A 14,463-nucleotide genomic window follows, 5' to 3' on the forward strand; every position below is an offset into this window, starting at 1 on the left:
TACGGAACTTTATTTTTTCTTCGATAACCAATCAGCTACTTTAGCGGCTTGATCAGCTGGAACTATATTGGCAGGCATATTGCCTTTTCCTTTCGAAAGAATTTCTTTAATTTCATCCTTTGAAAGTTTCCCACCAATTTTTTGCAAGTTAGGTCCAACTGCCCCTTGTAACTGATCACCATGGCAGCTCGTACAGCTTTGCTTCACAATATCTTCTGGTTTTGATGCCGTTTGTGCTGGCTTCCCGCCATTTTTTGCATCAGCTAACTCTTTAGATTTATTTAGCCCCTGAAATGAAAATACAAACATAACGATAATACCCAATGCTGCAATAAGAGCGAACGGAATCAGCGGATTACGTTTCATATCTCTTCTCCCCCCTCTATACCCCTAAATAGTTAGATGATTCAGTCATTTCCATTGTACTTGAAAACGCTCTATCAGAAAAGAGTAAACTACCACTTGTTAAAAATATTCCATAAATTCAGTTTATTGTTTTTTATTGTCATATCGCTTATTATTTCGATAATTATTAACGTTTCTCATCATATTTTTCGCTTTTCTACATATATTTTTGTATAGAATAAACAAAATTAATCGAAAAATCGAAAAATGAGCATTTGCAAATCAAAAGACAATTCTGTAAAATAAATTACAAGAAATTGTAATCGTTGCCGATAGCTAAATTTTAACAAAAATTAACAAAATAAAAAAGTTTACTTCACAATGGTGAAGTAAACTTAAAAAATAACCTATTCTAAGAAATCCTTAAGACGCTTACTACGGCTTGGATGTCTTAATTTGCGAAGTGCTTTTGCTTCAATTTGACGGATACGCTCTCTTGTTACGCCAAATACTTTCCCAACTTCTTCAAGCGTACGAGTTCGTCCATCATCTAAACCGAAACGAAGACGTAGAACATTTTCTTCACGATCTGTTAGCGTATCTAACACATCTTCTAATTGTTCTTTTAGCAATTCATAGGCTGCATGGTCCGCAGGCGATGTTGCTTCTTGGTCTTCAATAAAGTCACCTAAATGGGAGTCATCTTCTTCACCAATTGGTGTTTCAAGAGAAACTGGCTCCTGTGCAATTTTTAAGATTTCACGTACTTTTTCTGGAGCAAGATCCATTTCTTCACCAATCTCTTCAGGAGACGGTTCACGACCTAAATCTTGTAATAATTGGCGTTGTACACGAATTAACTTGTTAATCGTTTCAACCATATGGACTGGAATACGAATTGTTCGCGCTTGGTCTGCAATGGCACGTGTAATAGCTTGGCGAATCCACCAAGTTGCATACGTACTAAATTTGAAACCTTTACGATAATCGAACTTTTCAACAGCTTTAATTAGACCCATATTACCTTCTTGAATTAAGTCTAAGAAAAGCATACCACGGCCTACATAGCGCTTTGCAATACTTACTACAAGACGTAAGTTTGCTTCTGCAAGACGACGTTTTGCTTCTTCATCGCCTTCTTCAATACGCGTTGCAAGTCGAATTTCTTCTTCTGCAGATAGTAAGTCTACACGACCAATTTCTTTTAAATACATACGAACAGGATCGTTGATTTTAACCCCTGGTGGTACACTTAAATCATTGAGGTCAAACTCTTCTTCTGTTTTTGAAATTTGGCGATTATTAGGGCCTTCTTCGTTGTCATTATCACCAACTAAGTCAATGCCTTGTTCACCTAAATATTCATAGTATTCATCCATTTGATCGGATTCAATTTCAAATCCATTCATGCGTTCTGCAATCTCTTCATATGTAAGAACGCCACGTTTTTTTCCGAGCTCAGTGAGTTGTTCTTTCACTTGCTCAAGGGTCATTTCAGTTTCAATTTGTTTAGAACGAGCTGGTTTGTCAGCCATCTGTTCCCCTCCTTACGCGAGATACAAACATTCATTATACTAAAACTTTATCAAAAAAGCTATTTTCTCGCTTTTTGATTTTGTAAATATGCTACATAATATTTAGCAGCCTCTACAGGATCTGTTTTTTCCATTTGTTTCACTTTAAAGATGATCTCCATCTTTTCAAGTTTTTCCTGATGCCGCCTAAGCGTCTCCAAATGGCCTTGTAACACTTCTTCTGTGTATTCTGGATTAATAAATTCATCCGTCGAAATATCAGTGATAATATTTTTCAACTTTTCATCAGAGAGCCAACTTAAAAATGTTCCGACTGAAGGTTCATTTCCCTTTTCATAATATGCGTATAGTTCATATAAAATCCCTTTATGTTCTTCCGTATGAAAATCTTCTATATGGGATTCCATACGAACAGCTACTTCTGCACTTTGCAACATATGGTAAATAATTTCTCTTTCCGCTCTTTCAAAACCTGTTAACTTCGGTTTTGTTTGAACGACTTGAGACGGTTTAGCAACCTGCTTTATTTGTTTTTGCTGTACCTTTTGTTCTTTGCGATATTGGTGCAATTGATTCAAAAGTGTTTCCATTGAATACGAAAATTCTTGCGATAATGACTTCAAATATGACTCCGCCTGCATCGCATCTTGTAACAACGATAACTCTTTTAAAACACTTTTCACATATTCTTCTTTGCCAGACTCATCTTGCAAATTTTTCCCTAAACGCAAATAATTTATTTTAAAACCAACAAAACTCACACTTGATTTCACAAGATTTTCAAAAGCGGTAGTCCCATATTGTTGCACATATTCATCAGGATCAAGCTTATCTGGCAAGGATGTGACTTTCACTTGGCAACCAACTTTTAGCAATAATTGCCCTGCTTTCATCGTCGCTTCTCGCCCTGCTTTATCACCATCATAGCAAAGAACAACAGTTTCAACGTTACGTCGCAGAAGTTTTGCTTGTTCTTCAGTTAAAGCTGTTCCCATTGTCGCAACAGCTTCTTCCACACCACTTTTTACCGCAGCTAGTACATCGGCATATCCTTCAAAAAGAACCACTTGCCCACGCTTTCTAATAAACGGTCTTGCTTGGTGGAAGTTATACAACAATTTACTTTTGTGAAAAATCGGTGTTTCAGGGCTATTTAAATATTTCGGAGTGTCATCCCCTAACGCCCTTCCACTAAACGCTATCACCTTACCTTGTAACGTATAGATCGGGAACATAACTCTTCCACGGAAGCGATCGTAATGACTACCATCCTTCTCACTTCTTATTAGAAGGCCAGCTTGTTCCATACTAGACAGCGATAAACCTCTTTTTTGTAAAATTTTCGTCGCCGCATCCCAAGCAGGTGATGCATAACCAATTTCAAACTTCTCAATCATCTCTTTCGTAATACCACGGTTTAATAAATATGAAAGTGCTTCATTTCCCTCTTCCGTATTTACTAATAAATGATGATAATACTTTTTCAATAATTCATGAGCTTGTTGCATGATGACAGTGTCATCAGATATGTCTTCTTGTTGTCCTTGTCCTGATGTGTACTCTGCAACCGCAATTCCATTTCTTTCGCCTAGCTTTTGAACAGCCTCGGTAAAAGCCAGTCCTTCCATTTTCATTAGAAAGGAAAATACATTTCCACCTTCTCCACATCCGAAGCAATGAAAAATTTGCTTATCAGATGAAACAGAGAATGAAGGAGAATTCTCACCATGAAATGGACAAAGGCCGAAATAGTTACGCCCCTGTTTTCTAAGTTGAACGTATTCACCAATGACTTCTACAATATCGGATGATGTCCGAATCTGTTCAACAACTTCTTCGGGAATTCTGTTCCCCATAACTCCATCTCCGTGTCGTATTTTGTATTCGATATAAATTAAAAAATTCCTTTATAATTCGACAATATTTTTCTAAACTTGTTAGAAAGTGTTGCCGATTACATTGTATAAACGATTTTGAACCTTTCCTATAGGTCCTTTATCTGCATAAATCGCATATACATACTTGCTATATAAAATTGTATACATTTGCTCATCTGTTACAAATGTATCTCTTAGAAACAATACATATACACCTTTTTCCAAGAAGAGTAGCAAGCCACATATACTGTTTGATCTTGAGATCTGTAACTTTTTCATGTTGATCCATATAACAATCAACTCCATTTTGTTCAGTATCTACAATGATCCAATTGCCTTGCTATTTCCTTAAAGGATGAGCATATGATGCGACAAACAAAATTCCGACATGAAATTCCGCTCCAACTTGCACAATTTCAGCCTTCACGGGATATACATCTACACCAACTAATATGTTGTTGATGTTTTGCATATTTCTGTATTCTACATCCCTTCTGTGAATCCTTCCATAATGTGCGTTTTCTTGTATAGATTTTGTCGATTTAACGTAATTACATGTCTTTTTCGTAAATCCTATCCCTAGTTTATTCTGAAAAATTAAAGTCTAAACGTAAAATATAGGTTTTTATCACAATTTTTTATTATAATATATTTTCTTCAACTACGCTACATATCCCTTTATTTTTTCATCTTACATTTCAGGATGACAAACTCACACCTTGAATATACTAAAAGACAAAGGAGTATAAGTATAACCATTACACTACAATCTATTACAAAATCCATAGGTATCATATTTCACACGAGCGAAAAAAGCACATTCACCTTTGGTAAATGTGCTAAAACATTTTTTGGTTTTGCACTGCATTCACAATAATATTTGCTGTTTCTTCAATCGCTTTATTCGATACATCGATTACTTGGCAATTTATTTTACTAATTACTTCCTCAAAATGATCAATTTCTTCTTGAATACGATTAATATTTGCATATGTTGCTCCATCACTTAATCCAAGTGATTTTAATCGTTCTTTTCGAATATGATTTAACTTATCTGGCGTAATTTTCAAACCGAAACATTTTTCTTTTGCCACTTGATATAGTTCTTCAGGTGGGTCAACTTCTGGCACGAGTGGTACATTCGCAACTTTCAAGCGTTTGTTATGAGCTAAATATTGGGAAAGTGGTGTTTTTGATGTACGCGAAACACCAATCAACACGATATCTGCTTTTAAAATACCTCGTGCATCTCTGCCGTCATCATACTTCACAGCAAACTCAATCGCTTCAATCTTTTTAAAGTATTCTTCATCTAACCTACGGACAACACCTGGCTCATATCTCGGCACTTGCCCCGTAATTTCTTCAATTTGATCAATAAGAGGGCCGATAATATCGTATGCCTCTACCCCTTCTTTTGCAGCCTCTGTTACTAAATACTGGCGCATATCAGGCTTAACTAACGTAAAACATATAAGTGCTTGATTACTCTTAGCAATCGAAATCACTTCTTTTAATGTCCCTGTATCTTCTACATACGGTACACGTCTAATATCAGGAGCAAATGGGAATTGCCCCATTGCTGCTCGAACAACCAAATCAGCCGTTTCCCCTACAGAGTCAGATACGACATATACGATTTTATTATCCATTACATTACCTCACTTTAAACAAATTACACTTATTCGTTATTTACTAAATTTACAAACGCACGTGTAATATTTGTTTTTGTAATTCGCCCAATCACTTCTAAACCTTGTTTCGTATCTTTTACAACTGGCATTGCATCAATCTGTCTTTCTATTAATTCCATCGCAATATCATATAAAGAATCCTCTCTACGACACATCGCAATGTTTGGCATCCTTGTCATGATAATATTAACCGGAAGAGAGGTTAAATCCTGCTTTCCTAAGCTCGCTCTTAATAAATCTTTACGAGACACAACACCAACTAATAGAGTCATCTGATCTACAACGAACAATGTACCAACGTCCTCTAAAAACATCGTACAAATTGCATCGTATACGGAAACATTTTTATCAATTACAACCGGTCTAGATTGATAATCTTGTACTTTAATTTTCTTAACAGCTTCAGATAATAGCTGCCCCCCAGTTTTACCCGTATAAAAATAACCTACGCGTGGACGTGCTTCTAAATAACCAGCCATCGTTAAAATTGCTAAGTCTGGTCTTAGCGTCGCACGTGTTAGACCCAATTGCGCTGCAATTGATTCCCCTGTAATAGGACCGTGATCTTTTACAATCTGAATGATATGTTCTTGCCGTTTATTCAGCTCTATGATAATCACCACCTTTAATGCACAACGAAAAAAGTTATACTATCTCTTAAATATTATATACTAAATATGCTATTCGAAAAAGAAAGTATGTAAAAAGGACCGTATACGGCCCAAAATTATATTTGAAACTTATCAAGTTGTTCTAAAAAACGTCTTGATTTCAAATAAATTCCGCAATATTCATCATAATATGTATTCAATACTAAACGCATTTGTTTTTTTGTGCTATCCTTTACCGATACATTTCCGAGCCTATGTAAATCGAAATGGAAGAAAAGACGTAATAATTTATGAACAGCTTCTCCTACCGGTATACGATATGGGTCTTGCTCTGCATGACGTGAGCACAGAAAACCGCCTTCCCTGACGGAGAAGGCGACAAAGTCTGTTTCTTGATGACAAATCGCACATGTATCAAAGTACGGGCGCATCCCTAATACCGGAAGCATTTTCGTTTGATAAATTAATGATAATACTTCTGGATCAACACCCTCACACATATAATGCAACGTTTGATATAACATTTCAAATAAATACGGATTATGTTTTTTATCTTCTGTTGCTTTATCAGTTAACTCAACAATAAATGATGCATAAGCAGTTAAAAATATATCCTCGCGAATTTCTTTCATAGTTGAAATAATCTCGCCTTGTTGCAATGTTCCAAGCCCAGATCCCATTTGAATTAGAAAATGGCCATGTGTCATTAATTGCGACACAGATGCTAATCGGCTTTTCGGTTTTTTTGCCCCTCTTGCCATTGCACTTACCTTACCAAGTTCTCTTGAGAATATTGTAACAATTTTGTTCGTTTCTCCGTAATCTGTCGTACGGATAACGATGCCCTCAACTTTTTGAAACATGTTCGTCACCATCCAAGGTTTGAACAAAACGGGTCAAGAAATTGGAGAGTCTAGATGCGCTAGCTCCTCTTCATGTTGATCCATCTCATCGTTTACGTCTTTTTCCATTTCTTTCAAAAGCAAGTACGTTTCAATGCTTCCTGTTTTGGAGAAAAACTTCCAGGTAAAATCTAGCATAAGAATCCACCTTTCTCAATAAGCGTAGCCTATAAACCAATTTCCTTTGTTGTTATTAAATTGACCCATTTTGTCCATTTTCATGTGAGAAAAATTTTTCCTAATTTATCAAAGTTCATAAAAACCAATAATCAGTGGATGAACCAACCATCCACTGATTACAACTTTACTCTATTTTAGTACTCATCCTCGCGGAAACCTAGGTCACGAAGCTGAGACATTTTATTACGCCAATCTTTTTGCACTTTTACCCATACTTCTAAAAATACTTTAGAACCAAGTAGCGCTTCAATATCAAAACGAGCTCGCTTACCAACTTCTTTTAACATTTTCCCTTGTTTTCCGATGATGATTCCTTTTTGTGATGCACGTTCAACAACAATCGTTGCATTTATATAAACTGCCCCGCCCTCACGCTTTTGAATCGCATCGATAACAACAGCCACAGAATGCGGCACTTCTTCACGTGTTAAATGTAGTACTTTCTCACGAATAAGCTCTGCAATAATAAATCTCTCCGGATGATCCGTTACTTGATTCTCTGGATAGTATTGTGGTCCTTCTGGTAAATACTTTTTAATTGTTCCAATTAAAGCGTCCACATTATTACCGTCTAACGCAGAAATTGGTACAATCTCTGCAAATTCATGTAGTTTACGATATTGATCAATTAACTCTAGTAATTGCTCTGGATGAAGTTGGTCAATTTTATTAATGACTAAAAATACTGGTTGTTTCGTTTCTTTTAATTTCTCAATGATGAATTCCTCACCACGACCAAATCCTTCAACTGCATTAACCATAAACAGAACAATATCAACTTCTTTTAATGTCGTTTGCGCCATCTTTACCATGAAGTCGCCTAATTTATGTTTAGGTTTATGTATTCCTGGTGTATCAATGAAAATAACTTGTGCATCATTTTCTGTATATACACCTTGAATTTTATTACGAGTCGTTTGTGGCTTATCACTCATAATAGCAATTTTCTGGCCGATAATACGGTTTAAAAATGTAGATTTTCCAACATTCGGTCTGCCAATAATAGAGACAAAACCTGATTTATAACCTTTTCTATTCATGTAAATCCTCCGCTAAAAATGCTCCTGGTAACAATTCTCCGACTGTCGTCTCTTGAATGTCACCATGTAAGTTTGATAAGTATACTTTCGTATCCTGTTTACATAATTCTACCATAACTTGTCGACATGCTCCACAAGGAGGTACTGGACGCTTTGTATCTGCTACAACCGCAATGGCTACAAATTCGTTATCCCCTTCAGAAACCGCCTTAAATAAAGCTGTTCTTTCAGCACAATTACATAAGCCATATGATGCATTCTCAACATTACATCCACGATACACTTTTCCATCGCGCGTTAATAATGCTGCACCTACTTGAAATTTAGAATATGGTACGTACGCTTGTTTACGCGCTTCGATTGCTTCTAGAATTAATTGTTTACTATTCATATTCCCGCATCCTTCCTGTTCACAGCTATGAAGAGATACACTCTCTCATTAAAGGCCCTTACGGCACTTCCAAAGCTTAATAAAAGCTTCGGAATGCAACTATACCATATACGGTAAAAAGATAATAGCACCAATTATAACAGCTATAATTGCAAACAATAAAACCGCTCCTGCCGCAACATCCTTTGCAATTTTTGCAAACGGATGAATATCGGCAGTCGCTAAATCTACCGTTTTTTCCACAGCCGTATTTACCATCTCTAAACTCATTACACTCCCTATTACAATAAGTAATATCATCCACTCTATTTTCGTAATATGGAAATAAAAGCCGCAGCATATAACAATGACTGCGGCTAAATAATGGATTTTCATATTTCGTTCATGACGAAAACAAAAGAATATACCAGCTATAGCATATCCAAAACTATCTATAAGTTTTCCTTTTTTCATCGTCCTAATCCAAAAGCTTCTAAAATTTCTTTTTGTCTTCCGAACATTTCTTTTTCATCTTCTTCTGTCATGTGATCATAACCAAGTAAATGTAAAAAGCCATGTAACGCCAAAAATCCAAGTTCACGATCGAAAGAATGTCCGTACTCTTCAGCTTGCTCTTTCGCCCTTGGAATAGAGATAATAAGATCCCCTAACATGCGCGGCATCTCTGCACCAACAATCTCCATTTCTCCTTCTCCCATCTCTTCCATGGCAAAGGATATTACATCTGTAGGTTGATCTTTATCTCGGTAATCACGATTAATTTCTCTAATGCGCTCATTATCTACAAATGTCACCGATACCTCCGCACCATCCTCGATATTTTCCATTTGAGCTGCTTTTTCTAACACTTCACGAATTAAACTCATATACTCTTCTTTTACTTCTTCTGTTTCATCAATAAAATCAATTAACAAATTCATTCTTTCTCCTTTTCTTCCGGAGGTTCCGGATATGTAATACGCGAATGGAAAATACCATTTAACGTTTCACACAACGTTTTTCCAACGATTTGTAGTTCCTTAAACGTCAAATCACATTCACTAAATTGACCGTCTTGCAGTCGATCTTTAATAATACTTTGCACCAAATTATTAATTTGTTCTGGCGTTGGGTGATTCATAGAACGTACCGCAGCTTCTACACTATCAGCAATACCAACAATTGCCGATTCTTTCGAAGTTGCTTTTGAACCTGGATAACGGAACATCTCTTCTGTATATTTTTCTTTATCTTCTTTAATAGCTTTATAATAAAAATATTTCAGTAACGTTGTACCGTGATGTTGCCCAGCGATATCAATAATTTCTTGTGGAATATGATATTCTTCGAGCATTCTTACTCCATCCGTTACGTGAGCAATTATAATATCTTTACTCGTTACAGGATCTAATTTATCATGCGGGTTTTTAATTCCCATTTGGTTTTCAATAAAGAATTGCGGTTGTACTGTTTTTCCTACATCATGATAATATGCCCCTACACGCGCTAATACACCATTTGCCCCAACTGCTTCACAAGCAGCCTCAGAAAGATTCGCTACCATTACACTATGATGATATGTCCCTGGCGCTTCTAACAAAATTCTGCGTAAAAGCGGATGATTTGGACTTGATAGTTCCATAAGCTTCATACTTGATACGATTCCAAGTCCACTTTCTAAATATGGTAAAATCCCCATAGCCAAAACGGATGATATAATCCCTGAAAGTGAAGCCATTAATAATTGCGTACCAATTTCAAGAGGCGAAAAATTCCCATTACGTAATAATAAAAGCGCCGCCAATACGACTACATTTAATACAGAAACGAGTATACCAGCTTGTAAAATCATTGTACGACGATTTTTTTCTCGCAAGAAAATACTAACCGATAACGAACTTAACAATACGTAAATCCCTACACTATAATTTAATGTACTCGTTACTCCTTCATTAAACATAATACTTCCGCATACAGAAAAAATCATACTCGTTAAAAAGACAAATCGATCACCAATCATTAGTTTTACAAGTATTGTTCCCATCGCAACTGGGACAACATATGCAATCCCTGCGTATTCAAGTTTTTGAAACAAACTAATGATTTTCATTAAGACGATTGTGATAGACAAAATTGTAATATACGCTAAAACATACGGTCTATCTTCTCTTTTTCTCTTTAAAAATAATTCAAATTGTTTATGCATAAAGTATAGTAACACACCAATGAGTACCGCTAATCCAACATAAGGTTGAAAACCGTTCCCTTTTTCTAACAAACCAACTAATTTCAACTGATTATACACATCACTTGAAATTGTTTCACCTTCTCTAACAAGAACTTGTCCTTGAAGAATATAAACAGGTGGAACTAAATCTTCCTCTGCTTTTCTCTTCTCTTTCGTTAAGATTGGGTCATAAAAATAGTTAGCTGAAATTGCATATCTTCCTAGCGCCTTAATTGATTCTTTTAAACCATTATCAACATTAACACTATTCATCTCACTTACATATCGTTCTTTCGCATCTTTCAATTCGTCCATTTTAATATGCTCAGTCATGATACTATTAATCGCTGTGACCGCAGCATCTTTCGCTAATACTAATTGGCTCGGATCTGCATTAATCAAATTCAGTAAGTTTGAATCAGATAACTCTTTCGTTAAGTCAGCGGGTAGTTTCTTTTTTAACTTGTCCACTTTCTCAGCATCAGTCATCTTTTTTTGATCATCCGGTCCAACAGCTTTAATCTCTTGCACCACTTCATCCACTTTAGCAAAGACGTCATTCACAATATCAACTTTGTTTTGTTTATACTCACTTTTATATGTATATTGATCTTCAACTTTTGTAGCGGCTTCTTTTTTCTTTTTATCCGTTGTAACTTTATCTTCAATTTTTATAGGAGAATGGATTGTCTTTTTCGCAATAGAATACATATTAACATCTAATTGTTCTGGTTTTACATTATTCATAAGCGCAAAAAACAGCACTGCTCCTAACACAACGTAAGAAATCCAACTTAGTTTTTTCGAATGTTGTAAATTACGAAACCACTTAGAAATTTCTTGAGATCTTGACATGATTTCAATACCTTCTCCTCTCCAGAAATAAAGTGAAACTATTTATAGCTTTCATTTCTTCTACCAAACGATACTTTGAGGCAATATTTTATACACTAGTACCAATAGTTTATTTTCCTTATCTTTCATGATAGTAAAAAATATGACGTTCGCCAACCTTATCATACAAAAAGAAATGATCCTGACAAATAGGATCATTCCATTTTATCATATGCCTCAATAATACGTTGCACCAATGGATGTCTCACAACGTCCGTTTGTTCTAATGTAATAAATGACAGACCTGATACACCAGATAAAATATTAGCAGCTATAGATAGCCCTGATTTTACCCCTTTTGGCAAGTCTACTTGTGAAGGGTCCCCTGTAATAACCATTTTAGAACTAAAACCTAATCTTGTTAAAAACATTTTTATTTGAGCACCCGTTGTATTTTGAGCCTCATCTAAAATAACAAATGAATCATCAAGCGTACGCCCCCTCATATAAGCAAGCGGAGCTATTTCAATTACTCCTCGCTCCATCATACGCTGCGTATATTCTTGTCCAAGAATATCATGTAAAGCATCATATAACGGGCGTAAGTATGGATCTACCTTCTCTTTCAAATCCCCTGGTAAAAAACCTAAATTTTCTCCAGCTTCTACAGCAGGTCTTGTTAAAATAATTTTCTTTACATATCCTTGTTTTAAAGCCCTCACAGCCATTACTACAGCTAAATATGTTTTTCCAGTTCCTGCAGGCCCTATCCCAAAGACAATATCATTCTTCTTCATCGCATGAATATATCTTCTTTGCCCCATTGTTTTTACACGAATGGATTTACCTTTTGCAGTCTTGAAAATTTCTTCCTCATATAACTCTTCAAATTGAGCAATTTTCCCTTGTTGTGCAAGCTGAATCGCATACGCAACATCTCTCTCTGAAATTGATATACTTTTACGAATTACAACAAGTAATTGCTGTAAGATTTTTTCTACGAGTGCCACCGTTTCAACTGCCCCAGATACATGAACAGTTTCTCCTCTAGTTACGATCGATACATTCAGTTCTCGTTCAATTACTTTTAAATGCGCATCATTAACTCCAAAAAGAGCGATTGCTTCGTTAGCATTTTCCAATTGTTGGTTCATTTCTACTAATTGTTCTGCCATTACTCAGTCTCCTTGAATATCGGATTCGGATATTGGTTGTGGCTCTGCAATATTTTCAACCACAGTATAATGCAATGTAACTTTTAGTTGATCCGCCTCAACCTCTTTACTCAAAATCTTATCACTTACAATCATAGCATGTTCATCCAATTTTTTCTTTAGTTCTTTTTCGGCCATCTCCTTCGCTACTTTCAGCGCTTGCTTTTCTGTATATTCTCGATTCGCTTCTTCCTCTTCTCTCACAACATCTTTTTCATATGCAATCGGCAGTGTAAAACCAAATAATTTCACATCATGCTTTACACTTTCAGTACGAGAGCGTTTATACTTATCATGCTGAAATCCCCATATTTTTATTTTCGTATCCCCGAATTTAAGAAAATGTTCATTGTATACATTACCAGTATACACTTGGAATTGCGTCTTTAACGGGACATCCACCTTAGATGTATACCACGTTTCGCCATATACAATACCTTTCGCTGAAACAATCGTCGGACTTTCCTCATTACCATATATTCCCGATACGAGAATCTGTCCTTTTTCTACATGATCATTTTTCAGTACAACCGGCTTTCCAACTTCTACAAACGTTTTTGTAATAATCGCTTCTTTTTTTGCTACTAAATTTTGCGGCCTTTGTTCCTTTTCTTTCTTCGGTTCGTTTTTTTCAACAATTTTAAAATGATAAGTCGTTCCCCTTACTTCTAGTCCCGCCCAAGTAATGGCATTAATATTATCTGTCAAATGGCGTTGTACATCTTCTACATTCGGCATTTGAAATTGTAGTTTCCCTTTTTTAATACCCATTTTATCCAATTCTTTCATCAATATATATTCTGTTTCAGGTTTAGCTCCTGTAATTTCAATTTTCCAAACCATATTTGACATTGCAATCACACCAAAAAAGAAAATTAAAAAACCAATTAAAAATCCACTGTTTTTAATTAAACGTTTATTCCAAAAAGGAAAACCATAACGTCCAATAAAATATAATTTACATTCATTTTTTCTATAAATTGGTTTTATTTTTTTCACATCGCGTAACAACATACAAAAAACTAACGTTTCATCAGCTATCTTTTTAACATCCCAAACTAATAAATTCCTCCGTACACATTCATTAACAAACCGTTCCGCTCCTCTACCTTCAATTCGCACTTTTACATATCCAAGCCACTTTATAAACCATTTATTTTTCATTTACCACCTTCACTACCTTTCTAAAAGTAGATATACTACTTTTTATTTGAAGCATTAAAATAGCTCGTACTAAAATAAAACAGAGTAAAACTGTAATCAGTCTCTATCAACGGAACTTTTACAGGATAAAGAAGAAAAACTTCACAAATGGAAGTTTCACTTCAATTACCTTTTTTTTCATTTTCTAAAAATGTTACTTGCTCAATTATCCCCTCGAGTAAAAGCTCTTCTGGAAGAATCGTTTTAATAACAAAGGATTGTCCTTTAATTAATAATTGACCGTGTTTTAAAAGCAATCGCACTTCTTTATCCGAAAACACTAATAACCCCCGATGATTTTCTATATAAATATGTATTTGCCCAACAAGAGTAATCCGAGGTAGATCCATTAATACATCCACTGGTAGGTCTACTTGTTTTGTCAACCAATTTTTCATTTGTTCTAATTTCTTCATCTCGAAAGACCCCCT

The 14,463-nt window shown here is 35.5% G+C and carries 16 protein-coding genes; all 16 read right to left on the reverse strand.

Annotated elements, in window-relative coordinates; all coding sequences use genetic code 11:
• Positions 1-9 precede the first annotated feature (9 nt).
• Complete coding sequence (gene cccA, locus ACUL40_RS13795) at positions 10-366, reverse strand: cytochrome c550 (protein ID WP_000828141.1); 357 nt, start codon at positions 364-366, stop codon at positions 10-12.
• Between the two features lie 386 nt (positions 367-752).
• Positions 753-1,880, reverse strand: a complete 1,128-nt coding sequence (rpoD, locus tag ACUL40_RS13800; protein ID WP_000764065.1) for an RNA polymerase sigma factor RpoD — start codon at positions 1,878-1,880, stop codon at positions 753-755.
• A 59-nt stretch (positions 1,881-1,939) separates the two neighbouring features.
• A complete protein-coding gene (gene dnaG / locus ACUL40_RS13805) occupies positions 1,940-3,736 on the reverse strand; it encodes a DNA primase (protein ID WP_000528221.1) in 1,797 nt (598 codons plus the stop codon).
• An 81-nt stretch (positions 3,737-3,817) separates the two neighbouring features.
• Positions 3,818-3,961 carry a hypothetical protein gene (locus ACUL40_RS13810; RefSeq protein ID WP_000479733.1) on the reverse strand — a complete coding sequence of 48 codons (144 nt, stop codon included), beginning with the start codon at positions 3,959-3,961 and terminating at the stop codon, positions 3,818-3,820.
• Positions 3,962-4,596: 635 nt separating this feature from the next.
• Positions 4,597-5,409, reverse strand: coding sequence for a pyruvate, water dikinase regulatory protein (locus tag ACUL40_RS13815; RefSeq protein WP_000368944.1), 813 nt, complete (start codon positions 5,407-5,409; stop codon positions 4,597-4,599).
• A gap of 29 nt (positions 5,410-5,438) precedes the next feature.
• Positions 5,439-6,071, reverse strand: coding sequence for a helix-turn-helix transcriptional regulator (locus ACUL40_RS13820; protein ID WP_000583756.1), 633 nt, complete (start codon positions 6,069-6,071; stop codon positions 5,439-5,441).
• A 107-nt stretch (positions 6,072-6,178) separates the two neighbouring features.
• Positions 6,179-6,925 (reverse strand): DNA repair protein RecO, encoded by a 747-nt coding sequence (gene recO / locus ACUL40_RS13825; protein ID WP_000487009.1) that lies wholly within the window; start codon positions 6,923-6,925, stop codon positions 6,179-6,181.
• A gap of 33 nt (positions 6,926-6,958) precedes the next feature.
• Positions 6,959-7,102, reverse strand: coding sequence for a YqzL family protein (locus ACUL40_RS13830; protein WP_000883924.1), 144 nt, complete (start codon positions 7,100-7,102; stop codon positions 6,959-6,961).
• A 176-nt stretch (positions 7,103-7,278) separates the two neighbouring features.
• Complete coding sequence (era, locus tag ACUL40_RS13835) at positions 7,279-8,184, reverse strand: GTPase Era (RefSeq protein ID WP_001080230.1); 906 nt, start codon at positions 8,182-8,184, stop codon at positions 7,279-7,281.
• Positions 8,177-8,575, reverse strand: a complete 399-nt coding sequence (locus ACUL40_RS13840) for a cytidine deaminase (protein ID WP_079004400.1) — start codon at positions 8,573-8,575, stop codon at positions 8,177-8,179. Before ACUL40_RS13840 ends, era begins: the two co-directional genes overlap by 8 nt.
• 99 nt (positions 8,576-8,674) lie before the next feature.
• Positions 8,675-9,028 (reverse strand): diacylglycerol kinase family protein, encoded by a 354-nt coding sequence (locus ACUL40_RS13845; RefSeq protein ID WP_000715464.1) that lies wholly within the window; start codon positions 9,026-9,028, stop codon positions 8,675-8,677.
• On the reverse strand, positions 9,025-9,495 hold the full coding sequence (ybeY, locus tag ACUL40_RS13850; protein WP_001050397.1) for an rRNA maturation RNase YbeY: 471 nt from the start codon (positions 9,493-9,495) through the stop codon (positions 9,025-9,027). Before ybeY ends, ACUL40_RS13845 begins: the two co-directional genes overlap by 4 nt.
• Complete coding sequence (locus tag ACUL40_RS13855) at positions 9,492-11,636, reverse strand: HD family phosphohydrolase (protein WP_000091510.1); 2,145 nt, start codon at positions 11,634-11,636, stop codon at positions 9,492-9,494. Before ACUL40_RS13855 ends, ybeY begins: the two co-directional genes overlap by 4 nt.
• A 194-nt stretch (positions 11,637-11,830) precedes the next feature.
• A complete protein-coding gene (locus ACUL40_RS13860) occupies positions 11,831-12,790 on the reverse strand; it encodes a PhoH family protein (RefSeq protein WP_000840501.1) in 960 nt (319 codons plus the stop codon).
• A gap of 3 nt (positions 12,791-12,793) precedes the next feature.
• Entirely contained in the window at positions 12,794-13,993 is a 1,200-nt protein-coding gene (yqfD, locus tag ACUL40_RS13865; protein ID WP_000792498.1) for a sporulation protein YqfD, read from the reverse strand.
• Between the two features lie 161 nt (positions 13,994-14,154).
• Positions 14,155-14,448 (reverse strand): sporulation protein YqfC, encoded by a 294-nt coding sequence (gene yqfC / locus ACUL40_RS13870; RefSeq protein ID WP_223617752.1) that lies wholly within the window; start codon positions 14,446-14,448, stop codon positions 14,155-14,157.
• Positions 14,449-14,463: the final 15 nt, after the last annotated feature.

Source organism: Bacillus sp. KNSH39 (genome assembly GCF_052656585.1).

Coding starts and splice junctions, on each gene's coding strand:
- cccA (WP_000828141.1), bottom strand. CDS start 366: ATGAAACGTAATCCGCTGATTCCGTTCGCTCTTATTGCAGCATTGGGT.
- rpoD (WP_000764065.1), bottom strand. CDS start 1,880: ATGGCTGACAAACCAGCTCGTTCTAAACAAATTGAAACTGAAATGACC.
- dnaG (WP_000528221.1), bottom strand. CDS start 3,736: ATGGGGAACAGAATTCCCGAAGAAGTTGTTGAACAGATTCGGACATCA.
- ACUL40_RS13815 (WP_000368944.1), bottom strand. CDS start 5,409: ATGGATAATAAAATCGTATATGTCGTATCTGACTCTGTAGGGGAAACG.
- recO (WP_000487009.1), bottom strand. CDS start 6,925: ATGTTTCAAAAAGTTGAGGGCATCGTTATCCGTACGACAGATTACGGA.
- ACUL40_RS13830 (WP_000883924.1), bottom strand. CDS start 7,102: ATGCTAGATTTTACCTGGAAGTTTTTCTCCAAAACAGGAAGCATTGAA.
- era (WP_001080230.1), bottom strand. CDS start 8,184: ATGAATAGAAAAGGTTATAAATCAGGTTTTGTCTCTATTATTGGCAGA.
- ACUL40_RS13840 (WP_079004400.1), bottom strand. CDS start 8,575: ATGAATAGTAAACAATTAATTCTAGAAGCAATCGAAGCGCGTAAACAA.
- ACUL40_RS13845 (WP_000715464.1), bottom strand. CDS start 9,028: ATGAAAAAAGGAAAACTTATAGATAGTTTTGGATATGCTATAGCTGGT.
- ybeY (WP_001050397.1), bottom strand. CDS start 9,495: ATGAATTTGTTAATTGATTTTATTGATGAAACAGAAGAAGTAAAAGAA.
- ACUL40_RS13855 (WP_000091510.1), bottom strand. CDS start 11,636: ATGTCAAGATCTCAAGAAATTTCTAAGTGGTTTCGTAATTTACAACAT.
- ACUL40_RS13860 (WP_000840501.1), bottom strand. CDS start 12,790: ATGGCAGAACAATTAGTAGAAATGAACCAACAATTGGAAAATGCTAAC.
- yqfD (WP_000792498.1), bottom strand. CDS start 13,993: ATGAAAAATAAATGGTTTATAAAGTGGCTTGGATATGTAAAAGTGCGA.
- yqfC (WP_223617752.1), bottom strand. CDS start 14,448: ATGAAGAAATTAGAACAAATGAAAAATTGGTTGACAAAACAAGTAGAC.